The organism is Acidovorax facilis, from assembly GCF_023913775.1.
In the GTDB taxonomy this organism is placed as follows: Bacteria; Pseudomonadota; Gammaproteobacteria; order Burkholderiales; family Burkholderiaceae_C; genus Acidovorax; species Acidovorax facilis.
Genome location: NZ_JAMXAX010000031.1, coordinates 13,410 through 30,963, shown reverse-complemented (window position 1 = coordinate 30,963; position 17,554 = coordinate 13,410). Strand labels below are relative to the sequence as shown.

General features: G+C 63.0%; 17 protein-coding genes. 14 read left to right on the top strand and 3 right to left on the bottom strand.

Annotation, left to right across the window (positions count from 1 at the left end; translation table 11 throughout):
- Positions 1–12 precede the first annotated feature (12 nt).
- Genes fabZ through NFX52_RS11490 form a run of 5 tightly spaced genes read left to right on the top strand, consistent with a single transcriptional unit; the run spans position 13 to position 3,815 of the window.
- Positions 13–453, top strand: coding sequence for a 3-hydroxyacyl-ACP dehydratase FabZ (fabZ, locus tag NFX52_RS11510; RefSeq protein WP_010457855.1), 441 nt, complete (start codon positions 13–15; stop codon positions 451–453).
- 21 nt (positions 454–474) lie between these two features.
- Positions 475–1,263 (top strand): acyl-ACP--UDP-N-acetylglucosamine O-acyltransferase, encoded by a 789-nt coding sequence (gene lpxA, locus NFX52_RS11505; RefSeq protein ID WP_055398238.1) that lies wholly within the window; start codon positions 475–477, stop codon positions 1,261–1,263.
- A gap of 10 nt (positions 1,264–1,273) precedes the next feature.
- Positions 1,274–2,437 carry a lipid-A-disaccharide synthase gene (gene lpxB, locus NFX52_RS11500; RefSeq protein WP_055398237.1) on the top strand — a complete coding sequence of 388 codons (1,164 nt, stop codon included), beginning with the start codon at positions 1,274–1,276 and terminating at the stop codon, positions 2,435–2,437.
- Complete coding sequence (rnhB, locus tag NFX52_RS11495; protein WP_055398236.1) at positions 2,403–3,029, top strand: ribonuclease HII; 627 nt, start codon at positions 2,403–2,405, stop codon at positions 3,027–3,029. Before lpxB ends, rnhB begins: the two co-directional genes overlap by 35 nt.
- A gap of 12 nt (positions 3,030–3,041) precedes the next feature.
- Complete coding sequence (locus NFX52_RS11490) at positions 3,042–3,815, top strand: TrmH family RNA methyltransferase (protein WP_055398235.1); 774 nt, start codon at positions 3,042–3,044, stop codon at positions 3,813–3,815.
- Between the two features lie 57 nt (positions 3,816–3,872).
- Here NFX52_RS11490 and NFX52_RS11485 read toward each other — a convergent pair whose 3' ends face one another.
- The gene (locus NFX52_RS11485; protein WP_055398234.1) at positions 3,873–4,688 is read right to left on the bottom strand and encodes a hypothetical protein; all 816 of its coding nucleotides are present in this window, start codon (positions 4,686–4,688) and stop codon (positions 3,873–3,875) included.
- A 288-nt stretch (positions 4,689–4,976) separates the two neighbouring features.
- On the opposite strand from NFX52_RS11485, the gene carA reads away from it, so the two are divergent.
- The 5 genes from carA to NFX52_RS11460 all read left to right on the top strand — a co-directional run bounded on the left by carA (position 4,977) and on the right by NFX52_RS11460 (position 10,999).
- Positions 4,977–6,149, top strand: a complete 1,173-nt coding sequence (gene carA, locus NFX52_RS11480) for a glutamine-hydrolyzing carbamoyl-phosphate synthase small subunit (protein WP_055398233.1) — start codon at positions 4,977–4,979, stop codon at positions 6,147–6,149.
- 20 nt (positions 6,150–6,169) lie between these two features.
- A complete protein-coding gene (locus tag NFX52_RS11475; RefSeq protein WP_055398232.1) occupies positions 6,170–6,595 on the top strand; it encodes a hypothetical protein in 426 nt (141 codons plus the stop codon).
- Between the two features lie 10 nt (positions 6,596–6,605).
- A complete protein-coding gene (carB, locus tag NFX52_RS11470; protein WP_055398231.1) occupies positions 6,606–9,872 on the top strand; it encodes a carbamoyl-phosphate synthase large subunit in 3,267 nt (1,088 codons plus the stop codon).
- A 180-nt stretch (positions 9,873–10,052) separates the two neighbouring features.
- Positions 10,053–10,529 carry a transcription elongation factor GreA gene (gene greA, locus NFX52_RS11465; RefSeq protein WP_055398230.1) on the top strand — a complete coding sequence of 159 codons (477 nt, stop codon included), beginning with the start codon at positions 10,053–10,055 and terminating at the stop codon, positions 10,527–10,529.
- Positions 10,530–10,540: 11 nt separating this feature from the next.
- Positions 10,541–10,999: a DUF4149 domain-containing protein gene (locus tag NFX52_RS11460; protein ID WP_055398229.1), complete on the top strand. Its 459-nt coding sequence runs from the start codon at positions 10,541–10,543 to the stop codon at positions 10,997–10,999.
- Between the two features lie 39 nt (positions 11,000–11,038).
- Here NFX52_RS11460 and NFX52_RS11455 read toward each other — a convergent pair whose 3' ends face one another.
- Entirely contained in the window at positions 11,039–11,824 is a 786-nt protein-coding gene (locus NFX52_RS11455; protein ID WP_055398228.1) for a hypothetical protein, read from the bottom strand.
- On the bottom strand, positions 11,824–12,297 hold the full coding sequence (locus tag NFX52_RS11450; protein ID WP_055398227.1) for a YhbY family RNA-binding protein: 474 nt from the start codon (positions 12,295–12,297) through the stop codon (positions 11,824–11,826). The genes NFX52_RS11455 and NFX52_RS11450 overlap by 1 nt, the downstream gene beginning before the upstream one ends.
- A gap of 47 nt (positions 12,298–12,344) precedes the next feature.
- On the opposite strand from NFX52_RS11450, the gene NFX52_RS11445 reads away from it, so the two are divergent.
- The 4 genes from NFX52_RS11445 to glmM all read left to right on the top strand — a co-directional run bounded on the left by NFX52_RS11445 (position 12,345) and on the right by glmM (position 17,482).
- Positions 12,345–13,007, top strand: a complete 663-nt coding sequence (locus NFX52_RS11445) for an RlmE family RNA methyltransferase (protein WP_055398226.1) — start codon at positions 12,345–12,347, stop codon at positions 13,005–13,007.
- Between the two features lie 175 nt (positions 13,008–13,182).
- Positions 13,183–15,102, top strand: a complete 1,920-nt coding sequence (gene ftsH, locus NFX52_RS11440) for an ATP-dependent zinc metalloprotease FtsH (protein WP_055398225.1) — start codon at positions 13,183–13,185, stop codon at positions 15,100–15,102.
- Positions 15,103–15,218: 116 nt separating this feature from the next.
- Positions 15,219–16,046 (top strand): dihydropteroate synthase, encoded by an 828-nt coding sequence (gene folP / locus NFX52_RS11435; protein ID WP_055398224.1) that lies wholly within the window; start codon positions 15,219–15,221, stop codon positions 16,044–16,046.
- 101 nt (positions 16,047–16,147) lie between these two features.
- On the top strand, positions 16,148–17,482 hold the full coding sequence (glmM, locus tag NFX52_RS11430) for a phosphoglucosamine mutase (protein ID WP_055398223.1): 1,335 nt from the start codon (positions 16,148–16,150) through the stop codon (positions 17,480–17,482).
- Positions 17,483–17,554 lie beyond the last annotated feature (72 nt).

The following is a 17,554-nucleotide window of genomic DNA, read 5'->3' as shown; positions in this document are numbered from 1 at the left end:
AAGAACAACTCGATGATGGATATTCACGCAATTCTCAAGCAACTGCCCCACCGCTACCCGTTCCTGCTGGTGGACAAAGTGATCGAGCTTGAGAGCAACACCCGCATCAAGGCCATCAAGAACGTGACGTTCAATGAGCCCTATTTCATGGGGCATTTCCCCGGACGTCCCGTGATGCCGGGTGTGTTGATCCTGGAGGCGCTGGCCCAGGCTGCGGGCTTGCTGGCGTTTGATGCCATGGGCAAGGTGCCCGATGAGAACAATATCTACTACTTTGTGGGCATTGATGGCGCGCGTTTCAAGCGCCCGGTGGAGCCCGGCGACCAGTTGATCCTGAGCATCACCATCGATCGCGTTCGTGGCGGCATCTGGAAGTTCAAGGGCGTGGCCAGCGTGGGCGAAGAGGTGGCCTGCGAGGCCGAACTCATGTGCACCATGCGCAGCGTGGGTTGACCGACCCGGGCCTGTTGGATCGTGAGCAATATTCATCCCACTGCCATTGTTGCGGACGGCGCACGCCTGGACCCTTCGGTCACGGTGGGACCGTATGCGGTTATTGGTGAGCATGTGTCGATCGGTGCGGGCACGGCGGTCGGCGCACATTGCGTCATTGACGGGCGCACGACGATTGGCGCCGACAACCGCATCTTTCAGTTCAACTCCATCGGCGCCATCCCGCAGGACAAGAAATATGCGGGCGAGCCTACCGAACTGGTCATCGGCGACCGCAACACCATCCGCGAGTTCTGCACCCTGAACCTCGGTGTGCCCCAGGCCGGTGGCATCACCACGGTGGGGGACGACAACTGGATCATGGCGTACACCCACATCGCCCATGATTGCCATGTGGGCAACCACACCACGCTGGCCAACAACACCACCCTGGCAGGCCATGTCCACCTGGGCGATTGGGTGACGGTGGGCGGGCTTACCGGCATCCACCAGTTCGTCAAGGTCGGGGCGCATGCCATGGTGGGCTTTGCCAGCGCAGTGTCGCAGGACGTGCCCCCCTTCATGCTGGTGGATGGCAACCCGCTGGCCGTGCGGGGCTATAACGTGGTGGGGTTGCGCCGCCGCGGCTTCTCGCCAGAGCGCATTGCTGCTGTCAAGCAGATGCACAAGCTGATCTACCGCCAGGGCCTCACGCTGGAGGCTGCACGAGCCGCCATTGCTGAGCTGGTGCAGTCCGCACCGCAGGCCAGCGAGGATGCCGCGATGATGGAGCGGTTCCTGGCCGACGCCACGCGCGGCATAGCGCGCTGAGGGCTGGGTGATGGCTGCTTCCCCCCGCGTCGCCATGGTGGCGGGCGAGACATCGGGCGACCTGCTGGCCGGTCTGTTGATCGACGGCATGCAGGCCCATTGGCCAGACCTGCAGACCTGCGGCATTGGTGGCCCGCAAATGCAACGCCGGGGTTTTGATGCCTGGTGGCCCAGCGAGAAGTTGGCCGTGCATGGCTACAGCATGGAAGTGCTGCGCCGTCTGCGCGAGTTGCTGGGCATTCGCAAGCAACTGCGTGAGCGGTTGCTCAAGGACAGCCCGGATGTCTTCATCGGTGTGGATGCCCCTGATTTCAACCTGGGGCTGGAAGCTGACCTGCGCGCTGCGGGCATCAAGACGGTGCATTTCGTGTGCCCCTCCATCTGGGCCTGGCGCGCGGAACGCGTCGAGAAGATTCGCCGCAGCGCTGATCACGTGTTGTGCATCTTTCCGTTCGAGCCTGAACTGCTCGCGCGGCATGGCATCGCCGCCACCTACGTGGGGCACCCGCTGGCGGGTGTGATTCCCATGGTGCCGGACCGCGCTGCGGCCCGTGCCCAGCTCGGGCTGCAGGATACGGACGAGGTGCTCGCCATTCTGCCGGGCAGCCGCTCTTCGGAGGTCGCCTACATCACTCAACCCTTCTTTGAGGCTGCAGCGCTTGTCAGAAAAGCGCGACCAGCTATTAAATTGATAGTGCCTGCCGTGCCAGCGCTGCGCGAACGCATCGTGCAGGCAGCGCAGGCCGCTGGGCTGGGCGGTGTGGTGCAAATCGTTTCCGGGCAATCCCACGCCGTGCTCGCAGCCTGCGACACCACGCTGATCGCCAGTGGCACCGCCACGCTGGAGGCGGCCCTGTTCAAGCGCCCCATGGTCATTGGCTACCACATGCACCCATTGAGCTGGTGGCTTATGCGCCGCAAGCAGTTGCAGCCCTGGGTGGGCTTGCCCAACATCCTGTGTGGCGACTTCGTCGTGCCCGAGCTGATCCAGGATGCCGCGACACCCCAGGCGCTTTGTGCGGCAACACTCCAATGGCTGGATGCCCGCCAGCACCATCCCGAAAAAATCACGGCCCTGGAGCAGCGCTTTACGGCGCTGCACGAGAGCCTGCGCCGCAACACTCCCCAACTGGCTGCCGATGCGATCCAGAAAATCCTCCATCCCGCTGCCTGAACAGGCCTGCCTGCCCTGGCATCCGCCAGGCCTTGTGGCCGGCGTGGATGAAGCGGGCCGTGGCCCGCTGGCGGGGCCTGTGGTGGCTGCTGCAGTCATCCTGGACGATCTGCATCCCATCGCAGGCCTGGCAGACTCCAAGAAGCTCACGCCCGCCCGGCGCGAAAAGCTCTACGACGAAATCCGCGCCAAGGCGCTGTGCTGCAGCATTGCCGAGGCCAGCGTGGAAGAGATCGATCAGCTCAACATCCTGCAGGCCACGATGCTGGCCATGCGGCGGGCCGTGATGGGGCTGCGCCTGAAGCCCGTCATGGTCCTCGTCGATGGCAATCGGCTGCCCACGCTCGACATCCAGGCTGAGGCCATCGTCAAGGGCGATGCGCTGGTGCCGGCCATCTCGGCCGCGTCGATCCTGGCCAAGGTGCACCGTGACCGCTGGTGTGTGCAGGTGCATGAAGAATTTCCCCAATACGGATTTGCGGGCCACAAAGGCTATGGCACGGCGGTGCACATGGCGGCCCTGCGCGAGCACGGCGCGTGCGTCCACCACCGGCGTTCCTTTGCGCCCGTGGCGCAGAATCTGCGCGGCTGAACCTGCCCACCCATGACATCCTCCTCGATCACCACCATCCATTCGCGGGACAACACGTTCGTGAAAGACCTGCGCCGTCTTGCGCAGGACACCACGGCCTACCGCAAGCAAGGCCGGGTTTGGCTGGAGGGCGATCACCTTTGCCGCGCGGCCCTGGAGCGTGGCCAGCGCGCATCCATCGCGGTGTTTTCAGAGTCTTTTTGGCCGATGGCGCAGGTAGAGTGGGCGCAAGCAGCTATGAAAATCATAGTAATTGCTGACGCACTGTTTGCCGACATCAGTGGGCTGGAGTCGCCCGCTCGGATGGGTTTCATCATGGATTTGCCCGCGCCCGCTGCGGTGCATCCGGGTGCGGCGACCGTGGTGCTGGACCGTGTGCAGGACGCTGGCAACGTGGGCTCCATCCTGCGCAGTGCGTCCGCGTTTGGCTTCCGGCAGGTGGTTGCCATCAAGGGCAGCGCCGCATTGTGGTCCCCCAAGGTGCTGCGGGCGGGCATGGGTGCGCATTTCGCGCTGGACCTGATCGAGGGCGTGGAGCACGGCGAGCTTCAATCGCTGCAGGTGCCCATGCTTGTGACCAGCTCGCACGCCGGAGACTGGTTGCACCGTGCCTCCTTGCCCTGGCCGTGTGCATGGGTGTTGGGCCACGAAGGGCAGGGCGTTTCCCCTGCACTGGAAGAGCGTGCCGCTCTGCGCATCCGCATTGCACAACCGGGCGGCGAAGAGTCGCTCAATGTGGCGGCCGCTGCAGCGATCTGTCTGCATGCGAGCGGCGCCGGGCGCTGAAGCCACCGCTTCTTGATCGTTTCCAGCAGATCTCAGGGGGCGGAGCGCCTCACTTTTTTAGAGATTGCGCAGGAACTGGCGCACGAATTCTTCCTGGTTGGGGGCGTCCTTCTCCGTGCTGAACAGCACCTGCTGGTTCTCCACCCGGATTTTCAGCTGCGGCGCGAACTTGCATTGCACCAAGCCCAGGCCGGATGCCGTGCTTTTGAAGGCGGGGGTGTTGCGGCACATGGACTCCAGCTCTGATGCCACCACGCCGCAGAAGCTGCCGATGCTCAGCGACTGGAGTTTTTCGTCGTCAATCGTGGCCCAGTCAACGTTGGTCTTCACTGGCGTACTGCATGCAGCGGTGGCGTCCTGGTCGGCCTTGGCCAGTTCGGTCTGCACGCTGGCCAGGCGCTTGTTACGGTCAAAGCGGGCCAGCTTGTCCTGCAGGCCCTGCTTTTGTTGGCCTTTGTAGCTTGCCAGCAGGTCTGCCAGCTTGAAGGCCTTGCTCTTTTCTTCACTGAAGGCCAGTGGCACGCCATCGCGCTTGCCTGGCAGGTACACCACATAGTGGTCGCCATTGCGATAGGCCTGGTTCTGCTTTTGCAGCAGACCGTAGCTGCGGCCATCGAGCGTGGTGGCGTATACCTCGCGCGCCGAGCCCCGTTGCTCCAACTGGCTCAGGAAGACGACCTGATCGATGGGGTCGTTGATGCCGCTCACTCGCACCAGGGCCTGCTTGCCGTCTGCGGTGGGGGCCAGCACGACTTCAACGCCCTGGGGCGCCACGAAGACCTGGGGGTATTTCGCCAGCTCCAGGGCCTGAGCGGCCATGGCGGCACACAGGCCTGCCAGGAAAAGGGCGAGGGGGCGGAGAAAAATGCGCATCGGGATCAGCCTTTGGAGTGGGGGCGGTAGGGAAACGGGGCGAAGTCTAGGGTGCCCGTTGTCCTCTGAAATGCCTGGAACACTTGCTTACGTAACAAGGTTATGCAAGACGCGCATTTGCTGGTGAGCGCGCCATGAAGGATATAATCGGGAGCTTTTCTCGCAACAGCGTCGCCCGACCGCACCCAAAGCAACAACCCATCTGAGAGCAGCCACCAGCACTTGCGTACCTTTGCGTGCACGAGTGGACTGCAGGCGCCGGGCGACCGTAACCATCCGGAGAACCCAGTGCTTTTGTCTCTACAGGGAAACTTCCCGCCCGCCATCCTGGCGCTCGCAGACGGCACGGTCTTTATCGGCAATTCGATTGGTGCCACCGGCACCACTGTCGGCGAAGTGGTGTTCAACACCGCCATCACCGGCTACCAGGAAATCCTCACCGACCCGAGCTACTGCCAGCAGATCGTGACCCTCACGTATCCGCACATCGGCAACTACGGCGTCAATGTGGAGGACATCGAAGCCGACAAGGTCCACGCCGCAGGCCTGATCATCAAAGACCTGCCCCTGCTGGCAAGCAACTTCCGCTCCACGGAAACGCTCACGCAATACCTCGTGCGTGAGAAGACCGTTGCCATCGCCAACATCGACACCCGAAAGCTCACGCGCCTGCTGCGCAGCAAGGGTGCGCAAAACGGCACCATCATCGGCCTTGCTGCAGGGCAGCCTGTCACGCAGGCGCTCATCGACGAAGCCATCGCCAAGGCCAAGGCGGCCCCCAACATGGCCGGGCTGGACCTGGCCCAGGTGGTTACCACGGCAGCGCGTTATGAGTGGACGCAGACAGAGTGGAAACTGGGTACTGGCTACGGCGAACTGTCGGCCCCACAGTTTCATGTGGTGGCGTACGACTTCGGCGTGAAGAAGAACATCCTGCGCATGCTGGCGGAACGTGGCTGCAAGGTCACCGTGGTGCCCGCGAAGACGCCGGCCGCTGATGTGCTGGCTCTCAAGCCCGATGGCGTTTTTCTGTCCAACGGCCCTGGCGACCCAGAGCCTTGCGACTACGCGATTGCAGCGACCCGCACGATTGTGGACAGTGGCATGCCCACGTTCGGCATCTGCCTGGGGCACCAGATCATGGCCCTGGCTGCTGGTGCCAAGACCTTCAAGATGACCCACAGCCACCATGGTGCCAACCACCCGGTGAAGGACCTGGACACGGGCCGCGTGAGCATCACGAGCCAGAACCACGGTTTTGCGGTGGACATGGAATCGCTTCCTGCTCATCTGCGCGCCACGCACGTCAGCCTGTTTGACGGCACGCTGCAAGGGCTGGTCCACAAGGACAAGCCCGCTTTCTGTTTCCAGGGGCATCCTGAGGCATCCCCAGGTCCGCACGACATCGCATACCTCTTTGACCGCTTCACCGACGCCATGCGCGCGGCAAAAGCCGGTTAAGCGCGGAAGGAAACAGCACCATGAAACTGTTCAGCTTCCCCCTTGCATCGCTGGAAAAGGCGATCCACAAGCGTGTCCTGACCCTGCCTTCGCCCCACCGTGAGTGGTTCACGGAACGTTGGGCGCAAAAGCCCTACAAGAAAGCGTTCGTCGAGAACAAGGCCATGCCGCTCGTCACGCTCGTGGCCAAGGGCAAGACGCTGGACGATGCCGCCTTTGCAGAGCTGCTGCAGGAGTGGGAAGTGACGTTTTATGACGCGGAAGAAGAAGTCTTGCGCCCGCTGATTCAGGGCGACGGCCTGCTGCAGCTGATGCAGAAGAACCTTCCTCCCGCACGCGCCGAGGCGCTGCTTGCCAAGTTGACCCAGCGGCGTTTGCCCGCAGATGCAACAGCAGCCTCTGCCCCAACCCCCAGCCCCCAGGCAGCCGAACCCACGATCGACTGATCGACGCACCATGCCAAAACGCACAGACATCAAAAGCATCCTCATCATCGGCGCTGGCCCCATCATCATCGGCCAGGCCTGCGAGTTCGACTACTCCGGCGTACAGGCCTGCAAGGCCCTGCGCGAAGAGGGCTACAAGGTCATCCTGATCAACAGCAACCCTGCGACGATCATGACCGACCCGGCCACGGCCGACGTTACCTACATCGAGCCCATCACTTGGCAGACGGTCGAGAAGATCATCGCCAAGGAGCGTCCCGACGCCATCCTGCCCACCATGGGTGGCCAGACAGCGCTCAACTGCGCGCTGGACCTGTGGCACAACGGCGTGCTCGACAAATACAAGGTGGAGCTCATCGGCGCCACACCCGAAGCCATCGACAAGGCCGAAGACCGCTTGAAGTTCAAGGACGCCATGACCAAGATCGGTCTGGGCTCCGCGCGCTCCGGCATCGCCCACAGCATGGACGAAGCCTGGGCCGTGCAAAAGACCGTGGGTTTCCCCACGGTGATCCGCCCCAGCTTCACGCTGGGCGGCACCGGCGGCGGCATTGCCTACAACCCTGAAGAGTTCGAGACCATCTGCAAGCGCGGCCTGGAAGCCTCGCCCACCAATGAGCTGCTGATTGAAGAGTCGCTGCTTGGCTGGAAAGAGTATGAGATGGAAGTGGTCCGCGACAAGGCGGACAACTGCATCATCATCTGCTCCATCGAAAACCTGGACCCGATGGGTGTGCACACCGGCGACTCGATCACCGTGGCCCCCGCGCAGACGCTGACCGACAAGGAATACCAGATCATGCGCAACGCCTCGCTGGCAGTGCTGCGTGAAATTGGTGTGGACACGGGTGGCTCCAACGTGCAGTTCTCCGTGAACCCGAAGGACGGCCGCATGATCGTGATCGAGATGAACCCGCGCGTCTCGCGCTCCTCGGCACTGGCCTCCAAGGCCACGGGCTTCCCCATCGCCAAGGTCGCCGCCAAGCTGGCCGTGGGCTACACGCTGGACGAGCTCAAGAACGAAATCACGGGCGGTGCGACGCCTGCGTCGTTCGAGCCTTCGATCGACTACGTGGTCACCAAGATCCCACGCTTCGCGTTCGAAAAATTCCCCACGGCCGACAGCCGCCTGACCACGCAGATGAAGTCGGTGGGCGAGGTCATGGCCATGGGCCGCACCTTCCAGGAATCCTTCCAGAAGGCCCTGCGCGGCCTGGAAGTGGGCGTGGACGGCATGAACGAGAAAACCCAGGACCGCGAGACGCTCGAAAAGGAACTGGGCGAGCCCGGCCCTGAGCGCATCTGGTACGTGGGTGACGCCTTCGCCATGGGCCTGTCGGTCGACGAAGTGTTTGAGCTGACCAAGATCGACAAGTGGTTCCTGGTGCAGATTGAGCAGATCGTGAAGATCGAGCTGGACATCGACAAGCTGGTGGCCGAAAAGGGTGACGGTGCCCTGGCGGCGCTGGATGCCGGCACGCTGCTCACGCTCAAGCAAAAAGGCTTCTCCGACCGCCGCTTGGCCAAGCTGCTCAAGACCACCGAGAAGGCGGTGCGCGACGCACGCCGTGCGCTCAAAGTGCGCCCCGTGTACAAGCGTGTGGACACCTGTGCGGCTGAGTTCGCTACCAACACCGCGTACCTCTACTCCACTTACGAAGTCGCCACCCACGGTGGTGTCGCCGAATGCGAGTCGGAGCCTACGAACAACAAGAAGATCATGGTGCTGGGCGGTGGCCCCAACCGCATCGGCCAGGGCATCGAGTTCGACTACTGCTGCGTGCATGCGGCCCTCGCTATGCGCGAAGACGGCTACGAGACCATCATGGTCAACTGCAATCCCGAAACCGTCTCCACCGACTATGACACCTCCGACCGCCTGTACTTCGAGCCCGTGACGCTCGAAGACGTGCTGGAGATTGTGGACAAGGAAAAGCCGGTCGGCGTGATCGTGCAGTACGGCGGTCAGACGCCCCTGAAGCTTGCCCTGGGTCTGGAAGCTGCTGGCGTCCCGATCATCGGCACCAGCCCCGACATGATCGACGCGGCTGAAGACCGCGAGCGCTTCCAGAAGCTGCTGGGTGAGCTCGGCCTGCGCCAGCCGCCCAACGCCACGGCACGCACCGAACCCGAAGCCCTGGAAAAGGCCGCCGCTCTGGGCTACCCCCTGGTGGTGCGCCCCAGCTACGTGCTGGGCGGCCGCGCGATGGAAATCGTGCACGAGCAGCGCGACCTGGAGCGCTACATGCGCGAGGCCGTGAAGGTAAGCAACGACTCGCCCGTGCTGCTCGACCGCTTCCTCTCCAACGCTATCGAGTGCGACGTGGACTGCGTGCGCGATTCGGCGGGCGTCACCTTCATCGGCGGGGTCATGGAACACATCGAGCAGGCGGGCGTGCACAGTGGTGACTCCGCCTGCTCACTGCCCCCGTACTACCTGTCGCAGCCCACCATCGACGAGATCAAGCGCCAGACCGCCGCCATGGCCCAGGGCTTGAACGTGGTGGGACTGATGAACGTGCAGTTCGCCATCCAGGAGATGGACGGCAAGGATGTGATCTACGTGCTGGAAGTGAACCCCCGCGCCTCGCGCACGGTGCCGTTCGTTTCCAAGGCCACGGGCATCCAGCTGGCCAAGGTCGCGGCGCGTTGCATGGCGGGTCAAACGCTGGCCTCGCAGGGCATCACCAAGGAAGTGACACCGCCGTACTTCAGCGTGAAGGAGGCCGTGTTCCCGTTCGTGAAGTTCCCTGGCGTGGACACCATCCTCGGCCCAGAGATGAAGTCCACCGGCGAAGTCATGGGCGTGGGCAAGACCTTTGGCGAAGCCTTTGTGAAGAGCCAGCTGGGCGCGGGCACCAAGCTGCCCACATCGGGCAAGGTGTTCCTCACGGTGAAGAATGCCGACAAGCCGCGTGCCGTGGACATCGCCCGCCAACTGGTGGCGCTGGGCTTTGAGCTGGTGGCGACCAAGGGCACTGCAGCTGCTATTGCCGAAGCTGGCGTGCCTGTGGGCGTGGTCAACAAGGTGACCGAAGGCCGCCCGCACATCGTGGACATGATCAAGAACAACGAGATCGTCATGGTCATCAACACCGTGGAAGAGCGCCGAAATGCGATTGCCGATTCGCGTGCGATCCGCACCTCGTCGCTGCTGGCCCGCGTGACCACGTTCACGACCATCTTTGGCGCCGAGGCGGCGGTGGAGGGCATGAAGTACCTGGACAAACTCGACGTGTACTCGGTGCAGGAGCTGCACGCCCAACTGGCTGCCTGAGCATCGGCAAAAGCGGCATAATTGCCGCCTGAACAGACACCGCCGCGCGGCAACGTGCGGCGGTTTCCTTTTGTAGACTTGCCATTCGCATCGCCCAGCGCAGCGCGGGCATGCCTGGCGATTGACCGGTGGAAGTGCTTCTGGCGCTTTCACCGTTTTGATTTATGGAGACGCAACACGATGGCCACCATTCCGATTACCAAGCGCGGTGCTGAAAAGCTCAAGGAAGAACTGCACCGCCTCAAGACCGTAGAGCGCCCCGCTGTGATCACGGCAATTGCCGAAGCGCGCGCGCAGGGCGACCTCAGCGAAAACGCTGACTATGACGCCGCCAAGGACCGCCAGGGCTTCATCGAAGGCCGCATCCAGGAGATCGAGGGCAAGCTATCGGTGGCGCAGGTGATCGACCCCAGCGCCGTGGATGGCGGCGGCAAGGTCGTCTTTGGCGCCACGGTCGAACTGGAAGATGAAGAGTCTGGCGACCTCGTGAAATACCAGATCGTGGGTGAGGACGAGGCAGATCTGAAGCAAGGGCTCATCAATATCTCGAGCCCCATCGCCCGCGCCTTGATCGGCAAGGAAGAGGGCGATACCGCCGAAGTGCAGGCCCCCGGCGGGATTCGCCGCTACGAAGTGGTGGCGGTCAGCTACCAGTGAGCGGGCACGGCATGTTCCACCGCCTTCCTGCCTTGGTCGCTGCGCTCTGGTGGGGCAGCCTGACTACCATCGGGTTTCTGGTCGTGCCCATGCTGTTTGCCCACCTTCCGTCGCCCATGGTGGCGGGCAACATGGCGGCCAAGCTGTTTGCGGCGCAGACCTGGGTGGCGGTCGCCTGCTGTCTGGTTCTGCTGCTGATTTCAAGGCCAAAACAGGCGATAGCGCAGTATCCATGGGCGCAAGCTGCTATGGTTTTTATACTCGGTGGCATGCTGCTGGCGTTGCTCACGCAGTTTGGCGTGGCGCCGCGTATCGTGGCGCGGCAGGATTTGCGCCTGTGGCACAGCGTAGGGACGGTGATGTATGTGCTGCAGTGGTGCTGCGCACTGGCCGTGTTGTGGCAAACACTGCGCCAGGTTCAGAAGCCGCCGTTGTTGCCGGTCGGGCCTGACGGCACTGCAGACGACTGAACCGAGCGCTGGTCGCAACCAGCGCTGCCTCCAAACCGCCTATTCGCGCCAGTGCTCCGCCACCCAGGTGGCCGGACGAATGAAGCGAAACCGCCGGTTGCGCCGCCCGGCCAAAGCATCGGGGGGATTGCATTCCCCATGAAAGATCACGATGCGTGCGCCCGCTGGCACAAACGGCGGCCGCCAGTAGTTGGTCGGCCAGGGCGGTATCCCGTGGTATTTGAAACTCGGGCACCAGGCCGCAGGCCAGTATTGCAACTTGCCCTGCCGGTGCAGGAAGTCCGACAAGTAGGCCTGCTCGTTGCGAAACTGCTCACGAATTTCTGAAAAATGCGCGCGAAAGTGCTCCAGCACGTCGGGGTGAGCTCCCAGCTCAAAGCGATAGACCGAGGAGTTGCCCGTGATGCGCCAGGGGCGCTTGTAGTCGTGGATGATCAGGAATTCACCCGGCTGGGTGAAAAAATCGTCCAGGCTGCCGGTGATGACCACGTCCACATCCAGGAACAAGGCCGTGCCTCGAAGTCCGTGCAGGTCCTTGCTGAAAGTGACCAACTTGGTCCAGCCCCGCTCGGGGATGCCGGGTGGCAGATCGAGTGCGGGGATGGGCAGGCACTGCACTTCGCTGCGGATGCCCGTGCTGTCATCGGTCAGGCAGACAAAGCGAAAATCCCCGCTCAGGTGCCTGCGCACCATGGCATATAGCCGGTTGACGTATTCGGGGCCGTATTTCGTGCCCCACTTCATGCAGAGGATGTGGCGGACGGGCGCCATGCCGGCAGGTGCTGCAAAGTTTGCAGGTACTGCCGAACCTGCATCGTGGCTCATCAGTCTGCCTGGCGCTTCTTGATGGATTTTTGCTTGGGCTTGGCGCGCTTGATCTGGCCGCCCGAAGTGAGGCGCTGGTTGCCCAGCACGCGCAGTTGCTTGATCTCGGGGCGCTGGCCGCCGCGCTTGCTGTATTTGAGCACCTTGACGTCGCGTGGGCCGGGCATGCGGTCCTCATCGACCGTACGTTCCTTGACGGGTTGGGGGCGCCACAGTACCAGCAGCTTGCCGATGTGCTGGATGGGGGCTGCGTTGAGTTCGGCGGTCAGCTCCTGGTACATCAGCTCGCGCGCCACGCGGTCATCGTTGAAAACGCGCACCTTGATCAGGCCATGGGCGTTCAGGGCGGCGTCGATTTCCTTCTTGACCGCAGGGGTGAGTCCATCGCCGCCGACCAGGACGACGGGGTCCAGGTGGTGGGCATTGGCGCGTTGTTCCCGGCGCTCGGCGGGAGTCAGTTGAATTTGGGGCATGGGCCGTATTATCGGCGGTGCTGATTGTCGAGAGACAATGGAGCGGTATGAAAGTCAAAACCCAAAGCAAGAAGGTCAACAAGGCGTGGTTGAACGACCATGTCAACGACACCTATGTCAAATTGGCCCAGAAAGAGGGATACCGGGCACGCGCCGCCTATAAGCTCAAGGAAATCGACGAACAGCTGGGCCTCATCAAACCCGGTTACACCGTGGTGGATCTGGGTTCCACACCGGGCGCCTGGAGCCAGTACCTGCGCAGGCGCATGTCGCCCGGGGGGGCTGCAGCGGGCCAACTCAACGGCACCATCATTGCGCTAGACCTTCTGCCCATGGAGCCCATCGAGGGCGTTACCTATATCAACGGTGATTTTCGTGAGGCGGAGGTGCTGGAGCGCCTGGAGCAGGCCCTGGATGGCCGGGTGGTGGATGTTGTCGTTTCGGACATGGCTCCCAATCTGTCCGGTATCGAATCGGCCGACGCTGCGCGCATTGCCCATCTGGTCGAACTGGCTGTGGAGTTTGCTTGCAACCATTTGAAACCGGATGGGGCCCTGGTGGTCAAGCTGTTCCATGGCAGCGGCTACAGCGATCTGGTCACGCTGTTCAAACAGACCTTCAAAGTGGTCAAGCCGTTGAAGCCCAAGGCCTCCCGCGACAAATCGTCCGAGACCTTTCTGGTGGGCATGGGCCTCAAGAAGACCGCCTGAACGGGCTTGCCTCAGGTCAAGAATCCGTGAATTTCGACCCTAAAGCCCGTGCTGTTTCCATGGCCGCTAGGGGGAATAGGGATGGCCGGGTGGCTTGAAACACCTAAAATGGGCCGCACATGCGTGCCATGACGGCAGTGTGTCCGTTTTCTGTTTCCCGCAACTGGAGCCCCGCTTGAACAATCAGTGGTTTTCAAAAATTGCCGTGTGGCTGGTTATTGCCATGGTGCTGTTCACGGTGTTCAAACAGTTTGACACCCGTGCCGGAGCCAGTGCAGGCCACGTCGGCTACTCGGAGTTCCTGGAGGAAGTCCGCAGCAACCGCATCAAGAGCGCGACCATCCAGGAAGGCCAGGGCGGCACCGAGATCGTGGCCGTCACCAATGACGACCGCAAGATCCGCACGACCGCCACCTATCTGGACCGTGGCCTTGTGGGCGATCTCATCAACAACAACGTCAAGTTCGACGTCAAGCCCCGTGAAGAAGGCTCCCTGCTCATGACCCTCTTGGTCAGCTGGGGCCCCATGCTGCTACTGATCGGCGTGTGGGTGTACTTCATGCGTCAGATGCAGGGCGGCGGCAAGGGCGGCGCCTTCAGCTTCGGCAAGAGCAAGGCGCGCATGCTCGACGAAAACAACAACCAGGTCACGTTCGCGGACGTGGCGGGTTGCGACGAGGCCAAGGAAGAAGTCAAGGAAGTCGTGGACTTCCTGAAAGACCCGCAGAAATTCCAGAAGCTCGGCGGGCGTATTCCGCGCGGCCTGCTGCTGGTTGGCCCTCCCGGTACCGGCAAGACCCTGCTGGCCAAGTCCATCGCAGGCGAAGCCAAGGTGCCGTTCTTCAGCATCTCTGGCTCCGACTTTGTGGAAATGTTTGTCGGCGTGGGTGCGGCCCGTGTGCGCGACATGTTCGACAACGCCAAGAAGAACGCTCCGTGCATCATCTTCATCGATGAAATCGACGCGGTGGGCCGCCAGCGTGGTGCTGGCCTGGGCGGTGGCAATGACGAGCGCGAACAGACCCTCAACCAGATGCTGGTTGAGATGGACGGCTTCGAAACCAACTTGGGCGTGATCGTGGTGGCTGCCACCAACCGCCCCGACATCCTGGACGCCGCCCTGCTGCGCCCTGGCCGTTTCGACCGTCAGGTCTATGTGACGCTGCCCGATATCCGTGGCCGCGAGCAGATCCTGAACGTGCACATGCGCAAGATCCCGATTGGTCAGGACGTGGCCCCTGGCATCATTGCCCGTGGCACCCCTGGCATGAGCGGTGCCGATCTGGCCAACCTGTGCAATGAAGCTGCCCTGATGGCTGCGCGCCGCAATGCGCGCACCGTGGAGATGCAGGACTTTGAGAAGGCCAAGGACAAGATCCTCATGGGCCCCGAGCGCAAGAGCATGGTCATGCCCGAGGAAGAGCGCCGCAACACGGCCTACCACGAGTCTGGCCACGCCCTCATTGGCAAGCTGCTGCCCAAGTGCGACCCCGTGCACAAGGTCACCATCATTCCCCGTGGCCGTGCCCTGGGCGTGACGATGAGCTTGCCTGCCCAGGACCGCTACAGCTACGATCGCGAATACATGCTCAACCAGATCAGCATGCTGTTTGGTGGCCGCATCGCTGAAGAAGTGTTCATGAACCAGATGACCACTGGGGCCAGCAATGACTTCGAGCGTGCCACGCACATTGCCCGCGACATGGTCACCCGCTACGGCATGACCGATGCCCTGGGGCCTATGGTCTACGCCGAGAACGAAGGCGAAGTGTTCCTGGGCCGTTCGGTGACCAAGACCACGACCATGAGCGAGCAGACCATGGAAAAGGTGGACATGGAAGTGCGCCGCATCATCGATGAGCAGTACAACCTGGCCCGCCGCCTGATCGAAGAGAACAGCGACAAGATGCACGCCATGGCCAAGGCCTTGCTCGAATGGGAAACCATCGACACCGAGCAGTTGGACGACATCATGGCTGGCAAGGAGCCCCGTCCTCCCAAGGACTGGACGCCCCGTACACCTCCCTCGGGCGGCGACAACTCCAGCGGCGGCACGCCTGCGGTGACGACGGACACCGCACCATCGGCCGCCTGATTGCTGGCCGGTCCATCCGTTCTCACGGGGCCTTGTGCCCCGTTTTTCATGGGTGGTGTTGTGCTGCCTCCCGACCTCCACCAGGAAGGCGCCTGTGACCTTTTCTCGATCCCCCCATGATCTGGCAGACCTCCCGTTTCTCTATTGACCTGGCCGAGCCCCGCGTGATGGGCATCGTCAATGCCACGCCGGACTCGTTCTCCGACGGCGGGCGGCATGGCTCCACCGCTGCGGCCCTGCGGCATTGCGAGCAGTTGCTGCGCGACGGTGCACACATTCTGGACATTGGCGGGGAGTCCACGCGCCCCGGCAGTCCGGCGGTGCCGCTGGACGAAGAGCTGGCGCGGGTGGTGCCTCTGGTGCAGGGCGCGGTGTCCCTGGGGGTGCCTATCTCCATCGATACCTACAAGCCCGAGGTCATGCGCGCGGTGCTGGACCTGGGCGCGGACATCATCAATGACATCTGGGCATTGCGCCAGCCGGGTGCCGCAGAGGTGGTGGCATCGCACCCGCAATGTGGGGTGTGTCTGATGCACATGCACCGCGACCCCCAAACCATGCAGATGGCCCCGATGGAGGGCGATGTGGTACAGCAGGTACTATACTTTTTGCAGCGCTCTGCGCTTGACCTGCAAGCGCTAGGGGTCGAAAAGAACCGGATTGTGCTGGACCCGGGTATTGGTTTTGGCAAAACGGTGGAACAGAATTTTGCGCTGCTGGCGCACCAGTCGGTGCTGCGGGCTGCAGGCTATCCTCTTCTGGCAGGCTGGTCCCGCAAGTCCTCGCTGGGCGCGGTGACGGGCCTGGCGGTAGAGCAGCGCATGGTGCCCAGCGTGGCGGCGGCGGTGTTGGCCGTGGAGCGTGGAGCTTCTGTGGTGCGCGTGCACGATGTCCGCGAAACCGTGGCGGCGCTCGCGGTGTGGCGTGCAATGCAAGCGGTCTGACGGGGTCTTCCGGAGGCTGGGGCGTTGTATGGATGGGCGCATGCCAGACCCTTTGGCGATGGATAACAAACAATGAGATTCACACGAGGAGACGCTAGAACATGACGCGCCAATACTTTGGAACCGATGGCATTCGTGGCACCGTCGGGCAGCCACCCATCACCCCGGATTTTGTTCTGCGCCTGGCCCATGCCGTCGGGCGAGTGTTGCGCAGGACCGAGGAGCGCCCCACGGTGCTGATCGGCAAGGACACCCGCATTTCAGGCTACATGCTGGAAAGCGCGCTGGAGTCAGGCTTCAACTCCGCGGGCGTGGATGTGGTGCTGCTGGGTCCTTTGCCCACCCCGGGCGTGGCCTACCTGACCCGCGCACAACGCGCCAGCCTGGGGGTGGTCATCAGCGCCAGCCACAACGCCTATCCCGACAACGGCATCAAGTTTTTCAGTGCACAGGGCACCAAGTTGCCCGACACGTGGGAGCAGGCCGTGGAAGCGGCCCTGGGCGAACCCCCGGTGTGGGCCGATTCGGCCAGCCTGGGCAAGGCGCGGCGGCTCGATGATGCGGCGGGCCGCTACATTGAGTTCTGCAAGAGCACGTTTCCGCAGGACCTGACCCTCAAGGGCCTCAAGATCGTCGTCGATGCCGCGCATGGCGCGGCCTACCAGGTGGCACCCAAGGTCTTCCACGAGCTGGGTGCCGAAGTGCTGTCGATTGGCTGCTCACCCGACGGCCTCAACATCAACCACGAGGTGGGAGCCACCCATCCTGATGCGCTCGTGCGGGCCGTGCGCGCCAACCACGCCGACTATGGCATTGCGCTCGATGGCGACGCGGACCGCCTGCAGATCGTCGATGCCACCGGGCGCCTGTACAACGGCGACGAGCTTTTGTACCTGATGGCTTCGGACCGCATGGGCCGCGATGAGCATGTGCCGGGTGTCGTGGGCACCCTGATGACCAACATGGCAGTGGAGGTGGCGCTGAAGGCAAAGGGCGTGAAGTTTGTGCGGGCCAAGGTGGGGGACCGCTATGTGCTTGAAGAGCTGGCGCGGCACCAGTGGGTGCTGGGCGGCGAGGGCTCGGGCCATCTGCTGGCGCTGGACCGCCATACCACCGGCGACGGCTTGGTGAGTGCTTTGCAGGTGCTGCAGGCCTGTGTGCGCAGTGGCCGTACCTTGGCGCAACTGTTGGCCGACATAACGCTCTATCCGCAGGTGCTGCTGAATGTGCGGCTGGCCCCTGGCCAGGACTGGAAGGCCAACCGCTTGCTGGCTGACACGACCCAGGCCGTCGAGCAGGAACTGGGCGCGTCAGGCCGCGTGCTGATCCGCGCGAGTGGTACCGAGCCGCTGCTGCGGGTGATGGTGGAGGCCCGTGATGCGCAAATGGCCAGTTCCTGCGCGCAAAGGTTGGCCGACGCGGCCCGTGCTGGCTGATGGTGATCCCGCCGAGAGCTCCTTCCACCGTTGGCGCGCCGCACGATCCGCTACGCTGCGGCCTTTGCCGCC